Source organism: Bacteroidales bacterium (genome assembly GCA_013141385.1).
In the GTDB taxonomy this organism is placed as follows: Bacteria; Bacteroidota; Bacteroidia; order Bacteroidales; family Tenuifilaceae; genus UBA8529.
On record JABFRB010000043.1, the window covers coordinates 51246 to 75640 of the forward strand.

Genomic DNA, 24395 nt, shown 5'->3' on the forward strand with positions numbered 1-24395 from the left:
TTTATTAATAATTTGCAGTCATGAACTATAAAGTAAGTTACTCACAATCGAACCTAATCCTTGCGATTAACCCTAGATATCCGTTCACCAAAATTGGCGTTTATAACAATAATAAATTGATCTTTCTTAAAAAGGTAAATCATTCTGAAGACAATTTAAGAATCTTTAAAGATTGTAGAAAACTAGCTATTATTAGAAAAAATGCTGTTTTAAAGGAGTTGGTTGATAACAATATTCCTTTGAATGATATAAGAGTTGTTATTACACGTGGTGGGCTTACAAAACCTGTTAAATCGGGGGTGTATCATATTAACGAAAATGTGGTAAAGGATCTTGGCGACTGCAAAATGGGTAAGGATATTGTAAACATTGGGGGTCTAATTGCATCCGCAATATCTAAAGAACTCCTTAATGCTCATGCTTTTATTGCCGACTCCGTTGTTGTTGATGAATTTGATGATCTTGCCCGCGTAACTGGTTTACCAGAACTACAACGACGATCAATATTTCATGCCCTAAATCAAAAAGCGGCTGCACGTAAATACGCCCTGTCCATTGGAAAAAAATACGAAGATCTTAATCTGATTGTTGCATATCTGGGAACAGGTATTACTGTTAGCGCTCATAAGAAAAGCTTAGTTGTTGATTCTAATACAGGATTCGATGGCGATGGCCCCTTTTCACCAATTAGAGCCGGTAGTTTACCCACGGGAGATTTAATAAATCTCTGTTTTAGCGGGAAATACACTCAGGATGAGTTACTAACAAAAGTAAGCATTGAGGGTGGGTTGTATGCACATCTCGGAACATTTAGCGGAGAAGAGGTGGATTCTAGAGTTCAAAATGGAGATCAGAAAGCCGCTTTTATTTTTGAAGCAATGGCATATCAGGTTTCTAAGGCGATAGGTTCAATGTACCCTGCGCTTAATGGAGAAGTAGATGCAATTATTATTACTGGCGGTATTGCCCATAGTCAATGGTTTGTGCGTAAAATAACTGAACGGGTAAATAAACTAGCACAGGTAATTGTTTACCCCGGAGCCGATGATATTGAAACTCTGGCAATGAGAGGTCTTTCGGTTATAAACGGGGATGAAGAGGTGCATGAGTATGAATAAAGAATGGAATAATGGAAAAGAATGTTTAACACTCACAACTCCAATATTCTATCATCCCATTTAAAAACAATTGTTGAAATCTTGCCGCTCTACTTTTGAGCCACACTCTTAATAGTATCCTCAATATACTTATCGGATACTTGAATCGCAACCACTTCGCCTTTAACGGTAATCCCGCTAGGCAAAATCTGCGACTTCGTCTTTTTTAAACAGAGATATCCTGACCGCACTAATTAAAAAAAAATTATACTAGCGTATAACTCAACAAGCCATATCGATTGTTGGCTATCTTGGTTGCAAAACTAATACCCTATCGATGAAATTCTCAGATGCTGCTGACATAGGGTTGACACTAATGGGTGTTTAATTTGCTTGAAAATTGAAATAGTAAATTATGATAATAGAAAACTTTAGGCCATTTGACGGTCAACACTGTGAAACAACAGCAACTGGGACTTTATTGCGACAATTAAATATTGATTTGACAGAACCAATGCTTTTTGGTTTGGGCGAAGGGCTCGGTTTTATTTTTTGGAACATGAAAACGATGGACTTTCCTTTCATTGGCGGTCGAGTAAAGCCAGATGCAATAACTCATAATATTGCTAAAAACTTGAACCTTGAGTTGATAGTTAAAGAAACATCATCTCAGCAAAAAGCGTGGGATAATGTAAAATGGTTTATAGACAGGGGGCAAGTTGTTGGGTTGAAATTAGATTGTTATCATCTTGAATATTTTTCAAGACCTTTTCATTTTGCAGCCCATTATGCTGCTTTATATGGATATGACAATGATACTGCATATTTGGTTGATACTATGCAACAAGGAGGTAAAGTAAAAACATCGTTGAAGAGTTTAGCATTGGCAAGAGCAGAAAAAGGATCAATGTCCTCCAATAGTTTGTATTACACTATTAATAAATCTGACAAATCCATAGATTTAAGAAATGCTGTAATGACGGCAATTAGAAACAATGCCAAAGAATATCTTAATCCACCAATTACAAACATTAGTTACAAAGGAATTTTAAAGACAAGTTCAGAAATAATAAAATGGTTTCATCGCAGCAAAAATATTGAAAACGAATTTCAAACCACCGCTATGCTTATGGAAAAAGCTGGTACTGGTGGGGCATTGTTTCGAAATCTTTATCGAGATTTTTTAGGTGAAAGTTTTGACCTGCTTAAACTTGATAAAATAAAAGCTGGACATGTTGCATTTACAGATATTGCATCTCTTTGGATTTCTGTGTCTGAACTATTTGAAATGACGGCTAAAACAAATGACATAAAATATCTAAATAAAGCATCGGATATAATGAAAGATATTTCAGCGAAGGAAAAAGGTGCAATGGAAATACTTATAACAATATAATCAGCACATAACATACTAACAATCAATGATTCAGTATTCGAAGAAAAAAAATTAGAGGAACTCCATCAAATAAAATAAATGGAGTGATTTTTAATTACATTATTCCATTGCATAAAGCATGTTTTCGGTATTTTATTCACTCCTTAATAAGGATTAGATTATTGTTCTTATTCTCTGGAAATATTTGTTTGATGAAAATAATCAAATTCTAATATTTACAGTATTATCTTGCAAACAAAAAATAACTACTATGTCATCAATAGACACAACTGACAAAATTATTGCCATTACAGCTATTTTAAATTGCTCGGCTGATACTGCATTTAATTACTTTGTTAGCAATGCCCATTTGGAAAAATGGCTGACAATAAAAGCTGATGTTGAGCTAAAGGAGAGCGGGAAATACGAATTGTTTTGGAGTCCAGACGATCCAGACAGGACGAATAATAGCACTTTCGGTTGTAAGATTTTATCTTTTGAAAAGCCTAACTATTTAAATTTTGAATGGCGAGGCAATTCTGAACAAAAGGAATTTATGAATAATGTGAGACCACTTACCAATGTAACAGTGATTTTCTCCAAACTTGATAAGGAAAAAACAAAAGTTACTGTATTACATACTGGTTAGAAACAGGATGAGGATTGGGAAAAGGCACGTCAATATTTTATTAGGGCATGGACTGGTGCTATAAAACAACTTGAAGTATTAATAAACCATTAATAGTACACCCTGAGTTTCTTTAGCCGTAACGCATTAATAATTAAATGCTTTGTACGAATAAAGTTAAACAACTCCTAACAGAATTGATGTTAAAATACTTTACTTATGAGCAATGAAGATTACACTATACGCAATGCAAAGCCTGGTGAATTTGAAGAAATAGGAAAACTTATGGTTTTGGTCTATTCACAATTAGATGGATTTCCAAAAATCTCCGAGCAACCAGAATACTATAAAATGCTTGCCAATGTTGGAGAATTGACAAAGAAGCCCGAAACGGAGCTTTTGGTAGCTGTTTCAGGTGAAGGAAAAATTGGAGGATGTGTTGTGTATTTTGGTGATATGCAGTATTATGGCTCTGGAGGTACTGCAACTCAAGAGAAAAATGCCTCGGGATTTAGGCTATTAGCAGTAGATCCTTCAATTCGAGGGAAAGGACTTGGTAAACTTTTAACCATCGCATGCATCAACAAAGCGAGAGATAAAAATCAACCTCAAATGGTTATTCATACAACAACGGCCATGCAAACCGCTTGGAAAATGTATGAAAAACTAGGTTTTAAAAGGTCAGAAGATGTAGACTTTATGCAAGGAAAACTTCCTGTATTTGGCTTTAGATTAATGCTTTAGTATAGGTCAAGAACATCCATGATAGGTTAAATGATTCGTTAAAATTGATTCTTAAAGAAGATAGCTCTCCTTCTTTTTTGGTTCATCGAATTTATCGGTTTGGTACATTTCGAACTTAATGTCTTTTACCCTAATTTGAAGAGTTGTTTCTCCTCTAAAAATATTCTCAGTAATGGTATAACAAACATCAAAGGGTTTTCCTTCGTGAATAGTTCTGTAATGCTCAGCAAGTTGAAATGCAATAGCAGGATAAGATTTTGTTTTATCGGTATGAACCAAGGATAGTTTGATATGCTCCTTATCAGGACCAACTAGGCGACCATCACCATTATCAGTAACGTTTTCGGTAACGAATACAGGCGACATGTTACCTGGACCAAAAGGTTGAAACTGTTTGAGAATCCGAAAGAATTTATCGTTGATATCATCAAGCGATAGCTGCGCATCAATATCAATTTGAGGGATTAATAGCTCAGGGGTGATGGTTCTACTAACAATATCTTCAAACCTATCCATGAATTGTTGAACCTTACTAACTTTCATGGTTAAACCTGCTGCGTACATGTGTCCTCCAAAACTTTCGAGCAAATCGGAGCACGATTCAATTGCTTGGTATAGGTCAAATCCATTAACCGAACGAGCTGAGCCAGTGGCTACGTCTCCCGATTGTGTAAGTACAACAGTTGGTCGATAGTAGGTTTCAATCAACCTTGATGCTACAATGCCCACAACCCCTTTGTGCCATGATGGGTTGAAAAGCACCGTTGCATTTCTATGTTGTGCCTTAGGATCTGATGCAATCATTCGGAGTGCCTCGTGGGTAATTGTGCGGTCTACGTTTTTGCGATCGTTGTTACAGGAATTTATTACCGATCCCATCTCAAATGCAACAAGATCATCACATGCACAAAGAAGATCAACAGCTGATTTCCCCGATTCCATTCTACCAGCAGCATTTATCCTTGGGCCAATTCGAAATACGATATCATCAATGGCAATCTGTTGCTTTTCAATACCTGCAATTTTTATAATAGATCGAAGTCCACGGCTTGGATTCTCATTCAATTTTTTTAAGCCGAAAAATGATAATACTCGATTTTCATCAATAACAGGAACAATATCGGATGCAATGCTAACCGCAACCAAATCGAGGTATTGGTAAAGTTCCTCCATTGGTATATTATTCTTCTGACAATACGCTTGAAGTAGTTTAAAACCCACACCGCACCCCGAAAGCTCTTTGAATGGGTATTTACAGTCGAGTCGCTTAGGATCAAGAACGGCAATAGCTTGTGGTATTAGTTCACCGGGTAAGTGGTGATCGCAAATAATAAAATCGATTTTACGGAGATTGGCATAAGTTATTTTTTCGTTGGCTTTAATGCCACAATCAAGCGCAATTATTAGACTATATCCATTCTCGGCAGCGTAATCAATACCTTTTAGAGAAATGCCATACCCTTCGGTGTACCTATCGGGGATGTAGTATCCAATTTTTGAGTATTTTTTTTGGAAGAACGAGTAGATAAGTGCAACAGCAGTTGTTCCATCTACATCATAATCACCATAAACCAAAATCCTCTCATTGCCGCGTATTGCCCTCTCTATGCGCTCTACAGCAGCCTGCATATCCTTCATCAGATATGGATCGTAGAGATCTTCAAGGGCAGGGCGGAAGAATTTTTTTGCCTCGTCATAGGTTGATATTTCGCGCTGAACCAGTAGCGTTGCAAGAACTCGTTCAACCCCAAGCACCTCTGCTAAATGATTGATAGTGTCAGGGTTTCCCTTATCCTTATATACCCACCTTTTTTCCATGTTCTAAAAATACGTTTTTTAAAGCTAAACTCAAACGGAAAGAATGAAGCAATTTTTATTTTTTATAATTAAAGTCAAATTCACTGACAAAGAGTTTTTTAAGGTCGTTTTTTACTGCCAACATGTCAATTTGTCTCCCAATCTCTTGTTGCAAAGAGGTTACCCCTTTATCCATAAAACCGCAAGGGTTTATATAGCCAAAATAATCAAGGTTTGTATTGATATTAAATGCTAACCCGTGCATTGTAACAAAACGGCTTGCCCTTACACCAATAGCACAAATTTTGCGCTCTCGACCTTTAATACCAACATCTAGCCAAACACCAGTTGCTCCTTGAAGTCTAGTTGCTTTTATACTATAACTCTCAAGGAAACGAATTATTACCTCCTCAAGTTTATGAATATAATCCTTAAGGGTAATTCCAAATGCTTCCAAATTGAGGATTGGGTATATAACTATTTGCCCTGGGCCATGGTAGGTAATATCACCTCCTCTATTGATCTTGTAATATGTGGCGTTGATTTGCTTGAGCATCTCTTCGCTGATGAGTAAATTGGATCTCTCGCCACTTTTGCCGAGTGTATACACATGTGGATGTTCGCAGAAAAGGAGGTAGTGCAAATCACCTTTTGCGGTCATTTTTTGTTGTATCACCTTCTCGAAAAGTTCCTCCTGATAATCCCAAGCCTTTTTATAATCAATTAATCTAAGATCTTCAAAAATTACTTGTTGCATTTATATTGTTAACTTTATTTATATACAAACAATGCAAACGGTTAAAGTGTTAACCATTGTTTTGGTTTTTTAAATGAGCCTGTTCTGCGTGGTACGATGAACGAACCAATGGGCCAGATTCGGCAAATAAAAAACCTTTTTCCAGTGCGGCCTTTTTGTAAAATTCAAATTCTTCAGGCTCAACATACCGCTCAACCTTTAAATTACCATTACGTGGTTGAAGGTACTGGCCAATTGTAATATACTTACAGCCTACTGCAATTAAATCATCTAAAGTCTGTAAAACCTCCTCCTTGGTTTCACCTAACCCAAGCATGATACCCGATTTAGCAACATGATCCTTTTTACCAATATGTTCAATAACGCTTAAACTGGTACGGTATTTTGCCTTAGTACGAACCAGCGGGGTTAATCGTTCAACCGTTTCTAGGTTGTGTCCAATTATGTGAGGTTTTGACTCAAGGAAGATATCTAGTAATTCAATTTTGCCACTAAAATCGGGTATTAGAACCTCAACTCTAGTATTTGCATTTTGTTTTTTTACCTCTAAGATAGTTTCACGCCAATGTGCAGCACCCTGATCTGCAAGATCATCACGGGTAACCGAAGTGATTACGCAGTGCTTTAGCTCCATCAGTTTAACTGACATTGCAACATTAAAAGGCTCTAGTGGATCGGGAGGAAGTGGTTTTCCTGTGGCTGTTGCGCAGAATCCGCAAGAACGGGTACAGGTATCACCCAGAATCATAAAGGTTGCAGTTCCATTTCCCCAGCATTCTCCTATATTCGGGCACATTCCACTGCTGCAAATCGTATGTAACTTATGATTTTTTACAATATTACTTACCCTTGTGTAACCCTCACCGCTTGGTAATTTTATTTTGAGCCATGAGGGTTTTCTTGGAGCATTCATTAACGGAAAATTTGTGCAAAAAAACGAAAAAAAAATGGTTTAATCTTGGTAATTGAGTAGAATCATTCTAAAAAAGATTTATTCCTACTTCTGCTTAGTGAGTTACTAAGGCAGCTATTTATTTAAGATGGTACACCTTCTTTGATTGTAAAAAAATGCAGGAATGAAAATGCGTTGGCTAAATTTATATCTAATATTACATTGATAATCAGGTGATAAATAAAATAAAAATTAATAATTATAAAAATAGTTGTATGACTATAAAGATAGTTATAAATTTGTTCCATGGAAAGTAAAGAGTTAACAAAAGCGGAAGAACAAGTAATGCAATATCTATGGAACATTAAAAAGGGTTTCTTAAAAGATATTGTCGATCAATTCCCCGAACCGAAACCTGCCTATACAACCGTTTCTACAGTTATTCGGGTTATGGTGAAAAAGGGGTTTATCGGGTTTAATTCATATGGTAAAATTCACGAATATTTTCCTTTGATTGCTAAAGGTGAATATTTTCAGAACCATGTAAAATCGTTAATTAATAATTATTTTAATGGTTCTGCCCCTGAGTTTGCATCGTGTTTTGCAAACGAACAGTTGAATCTTTCAGAGCTGGAAGAGATTAAAAAGTTAATTGATGAGAAGATAAAGAGTATTAAATCAAATAAATAATCATGATCATTTACTTTTGGTATCTTATTAAGGTATCTATTTGCCTTATAGTACTATATGTATTCTATATTACAGTATTAAAGCATAGTACATTTTTTATTTTAAATAGAATTTATCTTATAACAGGCCTTCTTCTCTCTTTTACTATTCCAATTCTAAAGTTATCAATATTTGAGGTTCAATCGTCCTCTATGCTATCAACAATATCAGGTATAGTGTCGGATGAGCCGGAGTATTTAATTTTTCAATCACAAACCTTATCGAATGGTATAAATACAATAAACTACCCGTTGGTACTGACAATAATCTATTTTTTCGGGGTATCAGTACTACTTTTTAAACTTTTACTTTCCATTTCCAAGGTTATTTTGGTAAAGGGTAAAGTGGAAAATTATCGGATAGGCATGTTCAGAATTGTAAAAACGGATTCAATAATACCTTTTTCGTTTTTTAACATGATTTTTTTACCGAAAGCTGAAAGCAACCCAATGATCATTGAACATGAGATGGCGCATGTTAGGCAAGCCCATTGGTTCGATTTGATCTTAACCGAAATAGCCTCAATATTACTTTGGTTTAACCCTTTTGTTCCTCTTTACAAAAGTTCGCTCAAACTTCAGCACGAGTATCTTGCCGATTCGTATGTAGTTAAAAATAATAAACGAATCGAAAATTATCTCGATTGCATGTTAAAGCAAATACAGATTGTGAGTTCGGGCGTTCTTACCAGTCAATTTTATTATAAAACAATTAAAAAGCGAATTACTATGATCACTAAAAATAAAACATCTTTAAAATATTTGGGAGTTTACTTTTTGGCTTTGCCGCTTGTTTGCATGTTACTATTTGCTTTTACAACGAACAATTACAAATCGCCATTGACTCAGAGTAACATTGCAATTATAGACTCCGATGAGTTTCAACCATCTATCTACCCAATTAATAAAAAGAGCGTGAAGATGACTGCTAATTATGGTGAGTGGGTAAATCCTGTTTCCAAGAAAAAGGATTTTCACTACGGAATCGATTTAGCAGCAAAGGAGGGAGAGGAGATAATGAGTACGGCAAAAGGAACAGTCGTTGAGGCTACATTCGATTCAAAGAAGGGTAATTATGTGTTGATTAAGCATAACGATATGTTTTCTACTTTTTATTCCCATTTAAAAAGTATTTCGGTAAAGGTTGGCGAAACCCTAGAAAAAGGTCAAGTTATTGGCTATGTTGGAAGTTCAGGTATTTCAACTGGATCGCATTTACACTATGAGGTTATTAAGAATGGCGAGAGAGTAAATCCTAATGATTATATACCTAAATAACGTGAATTCGATTTAAGTATTCATCTTGATTTTAAGAATAGCTGATTGTTGCTTTGTCATGCTGAACGGAGTGAGGCATCTGTTTTATCGATGACCAGATCCTTCGCTTCGCTCAGGATGACATCTTACATTGAGTTGAGGTTAAATATCTTCATTTTTCATTTTTCATTATTCTCTATTCCCTTTCCTTTTGGTATATTTGCGGGCTAATTATTTTAAAAATGAATGGTTTAGAACTAAACGAGCAGGAGATAATCCGCCGTCAATCGCTTGACGAATTAAGGAAGTTGGGTATTGATCCTTATCCTGCAGCACAATTCCCAGTATCGCATCTTTCATCAGATATCATTGCGAATTTCGAAAAGATGTGTGAGGATAAGGCTGAGGTTATTGTTGCCGGAAGAATTATGGCACGCCGTATTATGGGTAGCGCATCCTTCTTCGAACTTCAGGATGAGAAAGGAAAGATCCAGATTTATGTGAAACGTGATGATATTTGTCCCGATGAAGATAAAACTCTTTACAATACTGTTTTTAAGAGACTTTTAGATATTGGAGATATAGTAGGCGTGAAGGGCTTTGTATTTCGCACTCAGATGGGTGAGGAATCGGTTCATGCTCAGGAGTTAAAACTTCTATCTAAATCAATAAAACCCCTTCCAATTGTTAAGGAGAAAGATGGTCAGGTATTCGATGCGTTCTCTGATCCAGAGCAGCGTTATCGCCAGCGTTATGTTGATTTAATTGTTAACCCTCAGGTTCGTGAAGTATTCATTAAGAGAACCAAACTGATGAATACTCTAAGAGATTTCTATAATTCAAAAGGTTATATAGAGGTTGAAACGCCTATTCTACAGCCTATTCCAGGGGGAGCAACTGCCCGACCATTTATAACACATCATAATGCTCTTGATATTCCATTATACCTGCGTATAGCCAATGAACTTTACCTAAAACGTTTAATTGTCGGCGGATTTGCAGGAGTATACGAGTTCTCTAAGGATTTCCGTAACGAGGGGATGGACAGAACCCATAACCCAGAGTTTACCGTTATGGAGATTTACGTTGCCTTCAAGGATTATTTCTGGATGATGGATTTTACCGAGGAGATGATTGAGCGTGTAGCCATGGCTCTTCACGGAAAAACCAAGGTGCCAGTTGGCGAAAATGAGATTGACTTTAAACGCCCTTACCGCCGTATCACAATGATTGATGCAATTAAGGAGTACGCAGGAGTTGATATTAGCGGAATGGGAGAGGAGCAGCTACGTAAGGTTTGTAAGGATTTAGCCATTGAGGTAGATAATACAATGGGTAAGGGCAAGCTGATTGATACCATTTTTGGGGAGAAGTGCGAGCATAACTTTATCCAACCAACATTTATAATGGATTACCCCATTGAGATGTCACCACTGTGTAAACGCCATAGGAGTAATCCAGAGCTAACAGAGCGATTCGAGCTGATGGTTAATGGCAAGGAGCTTTGCAACGCATACAGCGAACTGAACGATCCAATCGATCAGCTGGAGCGATTCCAAGATCAGCTTAAATTAAGCGAAAAAGGCGATAACGAGGCGATGTTCATTGATATGGATTTTGTTCGTGCTTTGGAGTATGGTATGCCAACCTGCTCAGGTATGGGTATTGGTATTGATAGGTTGACGATGTTTATGACCAACCAACCATCCATTCAGGATGTGCTATTTTTCCCACAGATGCGCCCAGAGAAGAAGGCTGTTAAGGATTCCGATGAGGCTTACACCGCAAAGGGTATTCCTGCGGAATGGGTTCCAGTACTTCAAAAGATGAGTTTTACTACAGTTGCTTCATTATCCAATGTTGCACCGGGGAAACTCTTTAATGATATTTGCGGTTATAATAAGAAGAATAAGCTTGGCCTACAGAATCCTTCCATGGAGGATGTTAAGAAATGGGTTGAGTAGTATTTTAAACGATAAAAAGAAGGGTGTCCAACTAGCGGAGGACACCCTTTTTTATTTGTACCCCCTTTCCGATAAGGTTTCCAAATATTCAATTCCCAGAAATTTAATTTTCTTCATGGATAGCTCCAATCAGCATTTATGAAGAGGACATTAATCATTTACGCAGATATTTAGACAATCTCTCAATTGTATATGACAATGAAGAAATTAAAATCGACATGAGCGAAATGATAATTGACAGACGAGAAACAGCAATCGACATGAGAGAAATAACAATCGACAGATGAGAAACAACAATCGACATGAGAGAAATAATAATCGACAGACGAGAAACAACGATCGACATGAGAGAAATGACAATCGACAAGAGGGAAATTAAAAATTAAAAGTGAAAAGTGAAAAATTAAAGGTGAAGGGTGAAAAGAGGGAGGAGGGAAATGAAAAGATAAAAGTGAAGAGTGAAAAATGAAAGATGAAGAGTGAATAGAGGGAGATATTGATTCAAATCTTACAGATGATATTGTTTAATTGAATATCGATATATTAAGATTAAAAAATGTTTTTAAAATATTTGGTGGTTTTCAATGAGTTTTATAATTTTATGATAGGAAATGTAATTTATATCTATTGGATAATCAATTAAAAGGTTGATGTATGAATATACGGCAGGAGAGTAAGGATAGGATGTATCTTGTGGTAAAGCAATATCTAACTGCAAATGACCAAGCGGTAAGCGAACTACCAAACTATTTGGAGTATTTTACAATTTTTCAAGGCATTATTGATGAGATAGATGTTTGGGCGGAACAACAGATGATAAGTAAGAAAGGGATTTCTGTACATAAGAAGAAGCAGCGGGCAGCACTTGTTGTACTATGTGCCGATACATCGAGAAGGATAACAGCTTACGCAAAACATGCGAATGATCTGGTTTTGCTGAAAGAGATTAGGTTTACGGAGAGCGAGCTGAAAAAGACGGCCGATACGATTCTTAGGGATAATGCACAGGGTATATACGATCGTACACAGGTAAATCTAACCGCACTTGAGCCTTACGGGTTAACGGCTGCTACACAAACAGCTCTTCAGAATGCGATTAACGCTTTTGTTACCTCAATTCCAAAACCACGGTTGGGTATTACGAATAAGAAGCAGAGCACTGCTAAGCTGGCAAAATTATTTGATGCTGCCGATGAGGCGTTGGATAGTATTGATACTATTATTGAGATTGTGAGGGTTGCTGATGCAAATTTCTATAATGGCTACAAAACTGTACGGAAGATTATTGAATTGGGTAAGGGCTCACTGGTGCTAAAGGTTCTTGTAACCGATGCGCAAACGGGTGAACCGCTAGCCAATGTTACCCTTACCATTACACCCGATGATGGGCAACAGAGGAGTGCTAGCCAAACCGCTAAGCAGAGTATAGTTCATAAAACGGCTAAGGGGGGAGGGCTAAACGTGAAGAGCATGGAGGATGGTAAGTATGTGGTTACCGCACAGAAGCCTGGGTATAAGGATAAGATTGCGACTGTTAACATTGTACACGGGGAGATGACCCTGCTGGAGATAGGGCTTGAAAAGATTTAGTGAATGGAGGTTGACTCAAAAGTTTAAAAACAACTCTCTTTTCTCTCTGTTCATCTCTGTGAATTCTTCGTGATCCTCTGTTTAATAATATTTTAAAAATTACACAGAGTTCCACAGAGATTAACACAAAGTTCCACGGAGGACTTTTAAGGCACCCTCTTTTTAAAAAACCTTATTTTCAGAGATGACCTTAGTAGAACAATAGCACCTTTCAATAAACCTTATTAACAATCTAAACAGCCTAAAAAATAAGGCAATAAGGTTGTGCGCATTACGTGTATTTTTGCTACGAAGGTTTAAATAAATTGATAAGGTTAGAAATTCACAAGTTTGGAATTCTTTATATTTAATCCCAAAGGGATTGAATGTGAATAGCCCCGTATGCAATGCGGGGATCGGTATGAGAAAGAAAACAACCACGGAGTGGTTGAATGTTATTGCAATAAATATTTTGGATCATATTCAACCCCTATTCGGGGTTGTTGTTGATTGCCTTTTATACCACGGGTTTCACCCCGTGGCTATTCATATTTAAGCCCTTCGGGCTTCTAATAGCGCACTAATTTTTATTTCCCAATCTATTAAGCCGTAAGTTTGCGGTGTAATTTCAGGTATACAAAAACAGGAGATTTCTGCTATATAATCCCGAAGGGATTGAATGTGAATAGCCCTGTATGCAATGCGGGGAGAGGTTTGAGAAAAAAACAACCACAGAGTGGTTGAATATTATTTAGGCAAAGCCTTGAAGAATATCTGGACGGCGGCACAGCCAACAGCCCAACCCAATCATTTTTGGTTCTTATAGCCTTAGTTTAACGGGGGAGCTACCACATGTTATGTGCATTTTTCATCTTAGAAACCAGTTAATCAAAAAAGTAAGAACACAAATTAAACTGAATATTGAAAAATAAAACCAGTCCTTTTTTGTAGATCTAAACTCATATTTTGTTCTGTCATTATTGTAACAACGTGATTCAAAAGAAAATGTGATGTTTTCAGCATTTCTAATAACTTTGGTCAAAGTTGGCATTAAAAAAATTGTTAACCTCCTTATCGGGTTTTTTATATTTTCAACACAACGAGATTTTTGAGCATGATTAATTTCGAGTATTATATCAAAAATAACAGGAACTTGAACAATAGTCAAACTAATCATTGTAGCAACATCTGTGGCTGAAATAAATGGTATTGGACGTAGTAACCATTCTATTGAGAAAGTTATTTGTCGAATAGTTGTTGTAGCAATAAAAACTATACTTACTAATGAAAATAATAATAATTTGACACAGAATGTTAAACTATATAATAAACCAACTACCGAAAAATGATTTAAAAAATAAGTGTTTGTTGCTTTAAACTCAAATGATGAAATTAAAATTACGGTAGGTATTACATAATAAAAATATTTCATCTCTCGAAAAATGATTCTAAGTGGTATTCGTGAAAATATATAAATTATTATAATTAAGCATAATAAAATAGAAAATTCAATTATATTTTGTATAATATCTTTCATTAGAATAGTTGTAATTCCAAATATTATCATACAAAATATTTTAAACCGAGAATCCATTTTATGAATATCTGAATTTAAGGGTATGTAATGAAAAATATTCATATTAACCAACTCATCTTAGATTTTACACCTTGCGGCATTTTAATATCATAATTATAAATTTCTTTCGGTATATCATTTGCATTTACGTCAATACGCATATCTAATTTTATCTCACCTTTTTGCATAATTATTAATCTATTAACATAAGCAAATGTCTTTTCTAAATCATGTGTTATTATGACTATTGTATGACCAAGTTTATGAAGTTTAATAATTTGTTCTAAAACTTGGCGAACACCTAAAAAATCAAGCCCATTAAATGGTTCGTCAAAAACAATTATTTCAGGTTGCATTGCTAAAATACTTGCTATTATCAGCCGTCTTTTTTCGCCACCAGATAATTCAGTTGGGCAGCGATTTTCATAACCGCTCAAACCAACAGAATTGATGGAATTTTTGACCAAATTATCTACTGTATTTCTATCAAATTTAAGGTTTTCAGGACCAAAGGCAATGTCATCATAAACTGTCTGACCAATAATCTGACTATCTGCGTCTTGAAAAACAAGTCCTATTTTTCGTCTTATATTCAATAAATTCTTTTTAATAGGCTCGTTTTCAAATAATACTTCGCCTGATGTTGGTTGCAGTAATCCATTAAAGTGACGAATTAAAACAGTTTTTCCTGAACCATTACTTCCTGCAATAAGAATAAACTCACCTTTATTGATTGTTAAATTTATTTTATTGATTGCAATCGTTTTGTTTGGAAATATATGTGTGACATTTCGTAATTCTAACATTTAATTCTCTGTTTTTTTTGAAGTTGGGAAAATTAATGGACGAATAATTTTTGCTAATGATACTGCAACAATTATTTTTATTGAATCTCCAATAATGAAAACCCAATAAATTACAAAAGTTTTTTCCCAACCTGATGGAAACTGAAATTTTAACCATAAAATACCCAAAAGGTGAATGATAAATGAACCTGCAATTAATGCTATAAAGTCTATATATATTTTATTTCGATTTTCAGAAATTATACCTATTACGAAGGCTGCTAAAACATAACCAATTAAATAACCGCCAGTCGGACCATAAATATGGTGAAAACCGCCATTACCACCAGAAAAAACAGGTAATCCAAGTAGTCCCAATAACAGATATAAACCTGTGCTTATTATAGCCCACTTTTTACCAAGCAGCAAACCACCTAAATATATAAAAAAAGTAGATAATACGACAGGAACGATACCAGTAGGAATACTGATATAAGCACCAACTATTGTTAGTGCAGTAAAAAGTGATGAATAAATCATCATTTTTAAATTTGAATTAGGCGTGCTTTCCATAAATTTTGTTTTTTGTTAAACAGTTCTATTATTAATTTGCAATTTAAACAACTTGTAATAAAATCTAATTTGTTTTGAATGATATTTGCCAATATTAAATCTTTCGTGTAATTGTGTTTTAAATAATTCATAATTAATAATATGCAAATTCGTTTGAATTACAGGCTTCAAACAATTATAATTGGAAAAATCAAAATCTGTAAGCCATTTTTTTGATGTACATTCTTCATAAAATTTTGTACCCGGGAAAGGTGTAACGTAATTAAAGTATGAAAAATCAGGTGATAATTTTTCTAATGTATTTAATGAACTACTTAATTCAGAGTAACTTTCATAAGGATAACCTATCATGTATGTAACCCAAGTAATTAAACCAATTGAATTTATTTGATTGAATTGTCTTTTTATTTGTAGAAAGTCTATTGATTTTCTGTTAATTCTTTCTAAAACAGCATTGTTAAAAGATTCAATACCAATCATTGGACCTAAACAGCCAGATTCTTTAATTTTTTTTAAAATATCTAAATTATTTATATCAGAAAGATTTGCGAAGCATTTCCAAACAAATTTTAATTTGCTCTTTTTTATTTCATCGCATAATTGAAATATACGTTCTTGGTCATAAAAAAAATCTTCATCGGCAAAAAATATTCCTTTAACCTTATATTTTGTAATTAGTTCATAAATTTCATTAATTACACTTTGTGTCGTTCGGCTTGTTATCTTTCCTTTCCATGTAATAGGGGTCGAACAAAATGAACAATTATTACGACAACCACGGACTGAATGTATTGTTGCCCAATTTAATGAAAATGCACGATATTTGTTCATTGGTAAATCAATTCTATCGGGCATTGGTAATTGTTTTAAATCACTAAGGCGTTTTCTACATCCATTATTTTTTATTAATCCATTTTCTTTATATACAAGTCCTTTAATAATTTCAAGATTATTTGTTTTATTTTCTAAACAATCAATCAATTCAATAAAAGTATCTTCACCTTCTCCTTTAATAACATAATCAATAGAGTTTTCTAAAATAATTTCAGGCATTCCAGAAGGATGTGTGCCACCAAAAACAATTGGTACATCTTTATATTCTGATTTTATTCGCTTTGAAAGCAAAAGGCCTTTGGGATAATTATAAGTCATTACAGAAAAACCTATTATATCTGGCTTATATTCAATTGTTTTGTTTATAATAAATTCATCAGGCCTATCTATTTGATCAATTATAATTGATTGGTGATTATATTTTTTTGAAATTGCAGATATATAGCATAGTCCCAAAGGCTCTCTTCTTACCTGTGAGGTATGAAGAAATTCTTTACTTGTTGCGGGGCTAATTAGTAATATCTTCATAATCTTGTTTTTATTGTTCAATCAAGTTTTACTTAATTCGTTTATATATTCAGTTTTCCGTTATAACAATTAATTTTATTTGTGTAACAACAATTTCAACCATACTAGTTTATAATGTTATCCAAAATAACTTATCATCATAGGATTATACAGATGTAGAATAATAAATTATAGAACATTCCCTAAATATAATTATAAGAAGTCTTCGACAGTAGATACGTATTAATGGGGTTGGTGTTACTATATTTTTATCTTTTCTATCTCCTTTTTCGTTAATCCCGTATATTCTATAATCTTTTCTATAGATTCTCCTTTTTGTTTCATTGTTTTGGCAATTTCAATTTTCCCTTCTTTCTTTGCCTTTTCCTCTGCAACCCTTACAGCCTCCTCTCGAATCTTCTTCTCCTCGGTGCGGATTCGCTCAATTAGCTCAAACGGGGGAACGTACTTGGTGCTCTCTGCCAGTTTATTCATTAAACCTAAATCTCCAAAGCCCTCGAAAGATTTGGTGGAGATTACGAGGTGGTCCAGCACCTCAACCTTGATTATACGCCCAACCTGAATTAGGTGGTCGGTGAGGTCTATATCTTTTTCGGAGGGTGTGAGATTCCCGCTGGGGTGGTTGTGTATTAGGATTACCTTTGTGCAGCCCTTCGTCAATGCGAAGCGGAATACGTTTATGGGCTCTGCGTAAGTGGCTGCTACGCATCCCAAGCTAACCAGCTCAACGTATTGTATGCGGGTGCTCGGGGCAAGACCCATTACCCAGAAGTGCTCCTTATCCCTATCGATTTTATCCTCACGCAGGAGTATCTCCTTCATTACTTTGAAGGCATCATCGCAGCTTCGGATTTTTATGCGCTGCTTGCGGGTGAGCTTTATGTTCATGGGGTGCGTTTTCGGTTCAGTGGAAACAAATGTAGGAAAATTTTGGATTGGGAGGGTTATGAATATCGAACAAGGAACAACGAATGTAGATTTTAGAAGATTTAAGGAAAACAAGCTGATTACGTATATCTCATACATCAAAAATCGTTGATCCTTGTTCTTAAATCAAAATGACAGACTCTAATTAGATCCTTCGCTCCGCTCAGGATGACAAGGGTTTTATATTACAATTCATCATTATTAAGGGGAGGGATTGGGGTTTCCAGAACTTACTGTTTCTTGTCATGCTGAACGGAGTGAAATCCGAAGGATTCGCAGAAGGCAACCATCTATATGTAGAAGATCCTTCGCTGCGCTCAGGATGACAGTTTACATTGATTTAATGTTAATTAGGGTCTGTTTCTAATGTCAGAATTTTATATCTGAATTGAATATCGAACAAGGAATAACGAATGTAGATTTTAGAAGATTTCAGGAAAACAAGCTGATTACTGATACCTCAAATATCAAAAATCGTTGATCCTTGTTCTTAAATCAAAATATGGTTAAGAGTTCCGATCTCTTCAAGAGATCGGAACTCTTTGTTAGAAGTTAAGTTTCTTTTTTTATTGGACATGCAAGGTCTTTAAGAATAGTAAAGAGGGTGTCCAAAATTATGGACACCCTCTTTACGTTTTAAGCCATCGGCTAATTACTTCTTTGGTCTTTCGTACTTGCAGCAACCAGGAAGCGATGAATAGGTCTTGTCATCAGCTTTCATAGCATCAGTATCATGTCCAACCTTTGTAACGGCTGTTTCAATCTTTTCCAAATTTGTTTTTGCTGGATCATAGGTAACCTCAAGCATTGAGGTTTCTTTATCCCAGTTTGCTTTAGTTACCCCATCAACCGATTTAGCGGCATTATCAATACGCTTTTCGCACATACCGCATTGCCCGTAAACCTTTACCTTTTCGGTTTTCAGGTTTTGTGCCATTAAACCCATTCCAAAGGCCAAAACCATTGTTAGTGTAATAAATATTTTACGTTTCATGTTAAGTTGTTTTTGTTAATACTAGTAATTTATATGTTTCAATGTTTACATTAACAATTCGATCCTAAGATTGTTTTTAGTTTAATTTAAATTTAACATTGTTTATAAATTCGTTAGAATAGCAGTAAAATTATTCATGTAAATAATTTAGTAGATATTTCATCTGAAGGAATAAAAAGAATGTCGATTACACATGCAATTCTAGCGCTAATATTTCTCGCAAAGTCGCAAAGTTCGCTAAGAAGAAAAAACTAAAAGTTTTTTCCTTTTGCGCTGATCAATTGTGTAATTACAAGTTTTTTAATAAAATTATACTGATATGTTTTTGCTGTTGCTTTTCTTGTAGTTTTCCCTCATTCATCGCTTTTATATAACTTTTACAGAGGAAAACCTTAATTTCCTTGCGGCTTTGCGACTTAGCGTGAAAATTCTTTAGGGTGTTGAATAGCTGTTTACCAGCTCTCCCACATAATATTCTCTTTTCTGAATTTATCCCTTGGTTTATCAACTCCATCGGGGCAGCCAATTGGTATCACATTTAGTGGGATAACCTTTTCGGGTATGCCTAAGATTTCTTTAACAATCTGAACTCTTTCGGGACGAGGGAAAACGCCAGTCCAAACGGCACCTAATCCAAGCGATTCAGCTGCTAATAGGATATTTTGTGTGGCGGCTGAGCAGTCCTGTACCCAGTAACCCTCAGGGCTATCCTGCCCAGAGCGTTCAGGTATACCACATACTACAATTGCTGCCTTAGCTCTGAAAAGCATTTTAGCATAAGGCAAACCATTAGCAAGCTGGTTTAGGGTATTCCTATTGGTAATCGCAATAAATGCCCATGGTTGTAAGTTTCGTGATGAAGGAGCAGCCATTCCTGCACGCATCAATTCTTCAAGTTGCTCTTTAGTTACTTCAACACTTTCATCGTAAAGCCTAACGCTTTTGCGATTATAGATTGCTTTAAGCACAGGGTTGGATTCCATAGTTTTGTCGGTTATTTTATGTTGCTACTAGTTGCTTTTTATTAGGTTTCCGGCCATCTGCCCACAGGCAGCTCCTATATCCTGCCCTCTGGATTGACGAACCGATGATAATACTCCATTTTTCTCTAAACAGCTAATAAATGAGTTTAGTTCTAATTCATTAGGTGCATTGTATGGCGAACCGTTATGACTATTCCAAGAGATAATGTTTAGATGATAATTTATCCCTTTTAACAGATCTGCTATTGCAAAAGCATGTTGCTGGGTCAGATTCACCCCCCCTAAGGCAACATACTCAAATGATAATCTTAACGGTTTTTCTAATGGATTTTGTTTAATAAGATCTATAACCTTAGATATAGGGTTTGTGTTTTCAATTGGCATTAGTTCTTTTCGTTCAGAGTTAATTGGATTGTTTAAACTGATAGCGAGATTACAAAAAGGTTTTTCCAAGAATTGTTTTAGCGGTTCAAGCAATCCAACCGTTGAAATGGTAATATTCGATGCTCCAAAAGCCATTCCCCACTGCGATGTGAAAATTTCAACAGCCTTTTTAACTTCAGTAAAGTTGTCGAAAGGTTCACCCATTCCCATAATTACCAATCTATTTACCTCTTTACAGTCTGGTATACTATAGAGTTGATTAACAATATCTAATGCTGAAAGATTTCCATTAAATCCAATTTTACCTGTTAAGCAAAATTTGCATCCCATTCTACAACCCGATTGCGATGAAATACAGAGTGTATTTCTCTTAATACTTGGCATAAATACAGATTCGAACTGTTGCCCTTTCCTATTACTAAATAGATATTTTTGAGTTTTATCTTTTGATTCTGTTAATTGAGATGGTAGGTATTTGCCAATAGAATAAGCGGAGTCAAGAGATTTTCTAAGAGCATTTGGAATTGATTCGATTAAATCAAAGCTAAATTCATTTTTTTTTGTATAACCATTTTGAAATCGCAATCGCTTGATCTGCTCGTCCATTGAGAGTTTGAACAATTTCTTCTATTTCAGGAAGAGTTTTCCCAAGGAGCGGGGTTTTCATGAGAATAATTTTATATTATACGATTGATTTATAGCAAGATGAATATGTCATAGTAACCGTTTATGAATTACAATCATGGAACACCCATATTTTGTTCATCTCCTTTTGTTTTAGTCTACAACATGGGTGTTTCATCAGTTTGTTAAATTTCAAAAGCAAATTTATTATAATATAGTAAACCCAAACCAATGGTTTTTAAAGAAATAATGGGGAATTTAAAATTTTGATTAAACTCAAGGCTCAAACAATGGTTTTAGAGAATTAATTAGGATAAAAAAACTATTTTTACGCCATAACCACCGGGCCGATTTTATTCTTTCTCATAGCATTAATAACTAGGTTCGGTAAAAGTTGAGCTATATTTGAGAGTCCAATTAATTATCAGCTCAATGAACAAGATAGAATATCAGCTTAACAACGGCTGATATTCTTTTTTTCTAATATCTTTCTCGAAATTCATATTTAGAAACTACTATAAGTGTAAATACGCAACTATTATTTACCTTAGCCCTTCAAAAAAATAACATAAAAATGAGTAATAAAAGCATTCGAAAATATTGTGTACTTTGCCGTTTTGTTATATTCATCTATATTTTTACAATTGTTTTTGTTGTGTCTGGATGCAATAGAAAAATTGGAGTAAAACCCGGAGAACAACCTAAAACAAATACATCAAAATGTAAGTGTAAAAAGAAGAATGCTTTATATTCGAGTTGTTTTACAGTTAATCCATCGGAACACATATTAAGTACTCCTCAGAAAGTAAGTTAAGTTGTTTTGTAAAAATTATTATTTCGCAATAAAATGGATAGTAAAAAAAGAGTTGCAGTAATTGGAAGCGGTAGTTGGGCAACAGCTATCGTTAAAATTCTTCATGAAAATTTGCCCCGTGTAAATTGGTATATTCGTGAGAAAGAAATTATTGGGCACTTAAAAAAGCACCATCATAACCCACAATTTCTAAGTTCGGTTCTTTTCGACACTTCTAAATTGAACATTAGCAATGATATCAACGAAATTGTTAGGAATTCGGATATCCTAATTTTTGTTGTCCCATCTGCTTTTTTAAAGGCATGGCTTGAGCCACTTACTGAATCGTTTGACAAGAAGTATGTTGTTTCAGCCATTAAGGGAATAATTCCACACGACAATACAACAATTGCCGAATATTTTTTTAAAAACCATTCTGTGCCGTTTGATAGACTTGGAATAATAAGCGGGCCGAGCCATGCAGAGGAGGTTTCTCTCGAAAGATTATCATATCTTACCTTTTCGTTTAAGGATAAGGACAAAGCAAAGGAGGTGGCTGCTCTTTTTGAACGTCATTATATAAAAACGGTAACAGGGACAGATATTTATGGAACTGAATATAGTACGGTTTTGAAGAATATTTTTGCCATTGCCGCTGGTATTGCTCATGGGCTTGGTTATGGAGATAATTTTTTGGCCGTATTAACCAGTAATGCTCAGCTTGAAATTCAAAGATTTCTCGATGAAACATATCCAAGTAAAAGAAAAACGAGTACATCTGCATACCTTGGCGACCTTCTTGTTACCTGCTACTCTCAGTTTAGTCGAAATAGAACGTTTGGAACTATGATTGGTAAAGGGTATTCAGTTAAATCGGCAATGCTTGAAATGAGCATGGTGGCCGAAGGGTATAATGCAACAGCATGTATTAAGGAGATTAATGAGAAGTACAAAGTTAAGATGCCTATAACGGATGCTGTATATAATATCCTATATGAAAATATTTCTCCTGCTATTGAGATGAAACTGTTAACGGATAAACTTAAGTAAAGAATAATTTCAAACATTTTCTGTATGCCTAAACTATCAGTAGATATTAGCAACATTTACGAATTCGTAAGCAATAAACAGGTGTTTGCCTACAAAGAAGAGATGATGCGCAATCAAGAACTTCTTGAAACAAAAACAGGCAAGGGTAGTGAATTTCTAGGATGGCTTAATTTGCCTTCATCAATAACTTCGGAAGAGCTAGAGGGTATAGATAAAGTAGCAAAAGATCTGATCTCGAAGAGTGAGGTTGTTGTAGTTGTTGGAATTGGAGGATCTTACTTAGGAGCAAAAGCTGCTATTGAAGCATTAAACAATAGTTTTGCAAATCTATACAATAATAAAAATAAGCCAATTGTACTCTTTGCAGGGCAAAATATCTGTGAGGATTATCATAAAGAATTGCTAGAATTACTTGATACCCGATCTTATTCTATTGTTGTTATTTCAAAATCAGGGACAACGACAGAACCTGCTATTGCATTCCGATTGCTTAAGCAGCATCTTGAGAAAAAAGTTGGAAAGGCTGAGGCTTCGCAACGAATTGTTGCTATAACCGATAAATCTAAGGGCGCATTAAGGAAACTAGCAGATCAAGAGGGGTATCGTACTTTTATTATCTCGGATGATATTGGAGGCCGTTACTCTGTTTTAACACCTGTTGGCTTACTGCCAATTGCTATTGCAGGTTTTAGCATTAGCGATATGATTGCAGGCGCAAAGGACGCAGAAAAGCAAACAAGTTCTGATGTTCGATTCGATGAAAATCCTGCCTGTATTTATGCCTCTGCACGTAATGCTTTATATCGTAAGGGTAAGAATGTTGAGATAATGGTAAACTATACGCCCAAACTTCATTTCCTAACGGAATGGTGGAAACAGCTTTATGGCGAAAGTGAGGGTAAAGAGAATAAAGGGATTTTTCCTGCAGGCGTTGATTTTACATCCGATTTACACTCAATGGGTCAGTATATTCAAGAAGGTGAGCGAATTCTTTTTGAAACAGTATTAAGTGTGGATTCCCCTGCCAAGAATTTGGTTATCCCTAATGATCCTGATAATCTAGATCAGCTCAACTTCCTTTCTGGTAAACGTTACTCCGAAGTGAATAAAATGGCTGAATTGGGAACAATATTAGCTCATATTGATGGGGGCGTTCCTAGTATTAAAATTACTATTCCTGAGTTAAACCCATACTGGCTGGGTTACACCATGTATTTCTTCGAGAGGGCTTGTGCCTTAAGTGGGTATACTATAAATGTTAACCCATTCGATCAACCGGGGGTTGAGGAATACAAAAAGAATATGTTTGCATTGCTTGGTAAGCCAGGATTTGAGGCTAAGGGAAAAGAATTACGAAAAAGGCTCGGGGAATTTTAACTCCATGAAATATAAAAGCCCCAAGGATTAATTTTTTTGAGGTGTTTATTTAAGCACTAATTTTAACATTCTGATATGTAATGGGATCACCTTCAACCATTCGAACAATAAGTTTATGAAAAATGGTTTGCTTATGTATCGATCTGTTGATCCTAAAGC

The 24395-nt window shown here is 35.3% G+C and carries 22 protein-coding genes; 11 read left to right on the forward strand and 11 right to left on the reverse strand.

Going from position 1 to position 24395, the window contains the following annotated elements; translation table 11 throughout:
* Positions 1-20 precede the first annotated feature (20 nt).
* From buk to HOO91_19935, 4 genes are all read left to right on the forward strand, one after another.
* Complete coding sequence (buk, locus tag HOO91_19920) at positions 21-1118, forward strand: butyrate kinase (GenBank protein NOU19831.1); 1098 nt, start codon at positions 21-23, stop codon at positions 1116-1118.
* 394 nt (positions 1119-1512) lie between these two features.
* Positions 1513-2493 carry a BtrH N-terminal domain-containing protein gene (locus tag HOO91_19925; GenBank protein ID NOU19832.1) on the forward strand — a complete coding sequence of 327 codons (981 nt, stop codon included), beginning with the start codon at positions 1513-1515 and terminating at the stop codon, positions 2491-2493.
* Between the two features lie 250 nt (positions 2494-2743).
* Positions 2744-3121, forward strand: a complete 378-nt coding sequence (locus HOO91_19930; protein ID NOU19833.1) for an SRPBCC domain-containing protein — start codon at positions 2744-2746, stop codon at positions 3119-3121.
* A gap of 198 nt (positions 3122-3319) precedes the next feature.
* Positions 3320-3844 (forward strand): GNAT family N-acetyltransferase, encoded by a 525-nt coding sequence (locus tag HOO91_19935; protein NOU19834.1) that lies wholly within the window; start codon positions 3320-3322, stop codon positions 3842-3844.
* A 51-nt stretch (positions 3845-3895) separates the two neighbouring features.
* On the opposite strand, the gene recJ is transcribed toward HOO91_19935, so the two are convergent.
* From recJ to lipA, 3 genes are read right to left on the reverse strand one after another with little or no spacing between them, the layout of a single operon-like run.
* A complete protein-coding gene (recJ, locus tag HOO91_19940) occupies positions 3896-5662 on the reverse strand; it encodes a single-stranded-DNA-specific exonuclease RecJ (GenBank protein NOU19835.1) in 1767 nt (588 codons plus the stop codon).
* Positions 5663-5717: 55 nt separating this feature from the next.
* Entirely contained in the window at positions 5718-6398 is a 681-nt protein-coding gene (gene lipB / locus HOO91_19945; protein NOU19836.1) for a lipoyl(octanoyl) transferase LipB, read from the reverse strand.
* Between the two features lie 49 nt (positions 6399-6447).
* On the reverse strand, positions 6448-7311 hold the full coding sequence (gene lipA, locus HOO91_19950) for a lipoyl synthase (GenBank protein NOU19837.1): 864 nt from the start codon (positions 7309-7311) through the stop codon (positions 6448-6450).
* A 285-nt stretch (positions 7312-7596) separates the two neighbouring features.
* Between lipA and HOO91_19955 the strand changes: the two genes are divergently transcribed.
* From HOO91_19955 to HOO91_19970, 4 genes are all read left to right on the forward strand, one after another.
* Positions 7597-7980, forward strand: coding sequence for a BlaI/MecI/CopY family transcriptional regulator (locus tag HOO91_19955; protein NOU19838.1), 384 nt, complete (start codon positions 7597-7599; stop codon positions 7978-7980).
* A 2-nt stretch (positions 7981-7982) separates the two neighbouring features.
* Positions 7983-9296 (forward strand): peptidoglycan DD-metalloendopeptidase family protein, encoded by a 1314-nt coding sequence (locus tag HOO91_19960; protein NOU19839.1) that lies wholly within the window; start codon positions 7983-7985, stop codon positions 9294-9296.
* 221 nt (positions 9297-9517) lie between these two features.
* Positions 9518-11239 carry a lysine--tRNA ligase gene (gene lysS / locus HOO91_19965; GenBank protein ID NOU19840.1) on the forward strand — a complete coding sequence of 574 codons (1722 nt, stop codon included), beginning with the start codon at positions 9518-9520 and terminating at the stop codon, positions 11237-11239.
* Between the two features lie 654 nt (positions 11240-11893).
* Positions 11894-12829, forward strand: a complete 936-nt coding sequence (locus HOO91_19970) for a carboxypeptidase regulatory-like domain-containing protein (GenBank protein NOU19841.1) — start codon at positions 11894-11896, stop codon at positions 12827-12829.
* Positions 12830-13676: 847 nt separating this feature from the next.
* Here the strand turns inward: HOO91_19970 and HOO91_19975 are convergent.
* From HOO91_19975 to HOO91_20010, 8 genes are all read right to left on the reverse strand, one after another.
* Complete coding sequence (locus tag HOO91_19975) at positions 13677-14375, reverse strand: energy-coupling factor transporter transmembrane protein EcfT (protein ID NOU19842.1); 699 nt, start codon at positions 14373-14375, stop codon at positions 13677-13679.
* A 68-nt stretch (positions 14376-14443) separates the two neighbouring features.
* Positions 14444-15190 carry an ABC transporter ATP-binding protein gene (locus HOO91_19980; protein NOU19843.1) on the reverse strand — a complete coding sequence of 249 codons (747 nt, stop codon included), beginning with the start codon at positions 15188-15190 and terminating at the stop codon, positions 14444-14446.
* Positions 15191-15742 (reverse strand): biotin transporter BioY, encoded by a 552-nt coding sequence (locus HOO91_19985; GenBank protein ID NOU19844.1) that lies wholly within the window; start codon positions 15740-15742, stop codon positions 15191-15193.
* 15 nt (positions 15743-15757) lie between these two features.
* Entirely contained in the window at positions 15758-17104 is a 1347-nt protein-coding gene (locus HOO91_19990; protein ID NOU19845.1) for a radical SAM protein, read from the reverse strand.
* A gap of 240 nt (positions 17105-17344) precedes the next feature.
* Positions 17345-17992: a DNA repair protein gene (locus HOO91_19995; GenBank protein NOU19846.1), complete on the reverse strand. Its 648-nt coding sequence runs from the start codon at positions 17990-17992 to the stop codon at positions 17345-17347.
* A 691-nt stretch (positions 17993-18683) separates the two neighbouring features.
* Positions 18684-19025, reverse strand: coding sequence for a heavy-metal-associated domain-containing protein (locus tag HOO91_20000; GenBank protein NOU19847.1), 342 nt, complete (start codon positions 19023-19025; stop codon positions 18684-18686).
* 452 nt (positions 19026-19477) lie between these two features.
* Complete coding sequence (locus tag HOO91_20005) at positions 19478-20008, reverse strand: nitroreductase family protein (GenBank protein NOU19848.1); 531 nt, start codon at positions 20006-20008, stop codon at positions 19478-19480.
* Positions 20009-20035: 27 nt separating this feature from the next.
* Complete coding sequence (locus tag HOO91_20010; GenBank protein NOU19849.1) at positions 20036-20998, reverse strand: 23S rRNA (adenine(2503)-C(2))-methyltransferase RlmN; 963 nt, start codon at positions 20996-20998, stop codon at positions 20036-20038.
* Positions 20999-21590: 592 nt separating this feature from the next.
* On the opposite strand from HOO91_20010, the gene HOO91_20015 reads away from it, so the two are divergent.
* From HOO91_20015 to HOO91_20025, 3 genes are read left to right on the forward strand one after another with little or no spacing between them, the layout of a single operon-like run.
* Positions 21591-21830, forward strand: a complete 240-nt coding sequence (locus tag HOO91_20015) for a hypothetical protein (GenBank protein NOU19850.1) — start codon at positions 21591-21593, stop codon at positions 21828-21830.
* A 33-nt stretch (positions 21831-21863) separates the two neighbouring features.
* Positions 21864-22859 carry an NAD(P)H-dependent glycerol-3-phosphate dehydrogenase gene (locus HOO91_20020; GenBank protein ID NOU19851.1) on the forward strand — a complete coding sequence of 332 codons (996 nt, stop codon included), beginning with the start codon at positions 21864-21866 and terminating at the stop codon, positions 22857-22859.
* Positions 22860-22883: 24 nt separating this feature from the next.
* The gene (locus HOO91_20025) at positions 22884-24236 is read left to right on the forward strand and encodes a glucose-6-phosphate isomerase (GenBank protein NOU19852.1); all 1353 of its coding nucleotides are present in this window, start codon (positions 22884-22886) and stop codon (positions 24234-24236) included.
* Positions 24237-24395 lie beyond the last annotated feature (159 nt).

Bases quoted from the DNA above. Each gene is read 5' to 3' on its own strand.
- HOO91_19930 (NOU19833.1), top strand. From the start codon at position 2,744: ATGTCATCAATAGACACAACTGACAAAATTATTGCCATTACAGCTATT.
- HOO91_19975 (NOU19842.1), bottom strand. From the start codon at position 14,375: ATGATAATATTTGGAATTACAACTATTCTAATGAAAGATATTATACAA.
- HOO91_19960 (NOU19839.1), top strand. From the start codon at position 7,983: ATGATCATTTACTTTTGGTATCTTATTAAGGTATCTATTTGCCTTATA.
- HOO91_19935 (NOU19834.1), top strand. From the start codon at position 3,320: ATGAGCAATGAAGATTACACTATACGCAATGCAAAGCCTGGTGAATTT.
- lipA (NOU19837.1), bottom strand. From the start codon at position 7,311: ATGAATGCTCCAAGAAAACCCTCATGGCTCAAAATAAAATTACCAAGC.
- buk (NOU19831.1), top strand. From the start codon at position 21: ATGAACTATAAAGTAAGTTACTCACAATCGAACCTAATCCTTGCGATT.
- HOO91_19985 (NOU19844.1), bottom strand. From the start codon at position 15,742: ATGGAAAGCACGCCTAATTCAAATTTAAAAATGATGATTTATTCATCA.
- lysS (NOU19840.1), top strand. From the start codon at position 9,518: ATGAATGGTTTAGAACTAAACGAGCAGGAGATAATCCGCCGTCAATCG.
- HOO91_19990 (NOU19845.1), bottom strand. From the start codon at position 17,104: ATGAAGATATTACTAATTAGCCCCGCAACAAGTAAAGAATTTCTTCAT.
- HOO91_20025 (NOU19852.1), top strand. From the start codon at position 22,884: ATGCCTAAACTATCAGTAGATATTAGCAACATTTACGAATTCGTAAGC.
- HOO91_20015 (NOU19850.1), top strand. From the start codon at position 21,591: ATGAGTAATAAAAGCATTCGAAAATATTGTGTACTTTGCCGTTTTGTT.
- HOO91_19925 (NOU19832.1), top strand. From the start codon at position 1,513: ATGATAATAGAAAACTTTAGGCCATTTGACGGTCAACACTGTGAAACA.
- HOO91_19955 (NOU19838.1), top strand. From the start codon at position 7,597: ATGGAAAGTAAAGAGTTAACAAAAGCGGAAGAACAAGTAATGCAATAT.
- HOO91_20005 (NOU19848.1), bottom strand. From the start codon at position 20,008: ATGGAATCCAACCCTGTGCTTAAAGCAATCTATAATCGCAAAAGCGTT.
- lipB (NOU19836.1), bottom strand. From the start codon at position 6,398: ATGCAACAAGTAATTTTTGAAGATCTTAGATTAATTGATTATAAAAAG.
- HOO91_20010 (NOU19849.1), bottom strand. From the start codon at position 20,998: ATGGACGAGCAGATCAAGCGATTGCGATTTCAAAATGGTTATACAAAA.
- HOO91_19980 (NOU19843.1), bottom strand. From the start codon at position 15,190: ATGTTAGAATTACGAAATGTCACACATATATTTCCAAACAAAACGATT.
- HOO91_19970 (NOU19841.1), top strand. From the start codon at position 11,894: ATGAATATACGGCAGGAGAGTAAGGATAGGATGTATCTTGTGGTAAAG.
- HOO91_19995 (NOU19846.1), bottom strand. From the start codon at position 17,992: ATGAACATAAAGCTCACCCGCAAGCAGCGCATAAAAATCCGAAGCTGC.
- recJ (NOU19835.1), bottom strand. From the start codon at position 5,662: ATGGAAAAAAGGTGGGTATATAAGGATAAGGGAAACCCTGACACTATC.
- HOO91_20020 (NOU19851.1), top strand. From the start codon at position 21,864: ATGGATAGTAAAAAAAGAGTTGCAGTAATTGGAAGCGGTAGTTGGGCA.
- HOO91_20000 (NOU19847.1), bottom strand. From the start codon at position 19,025: ATGAAACGTAAAATATTTATTACACTAACAATGGTTTTGGCCTTTGGA.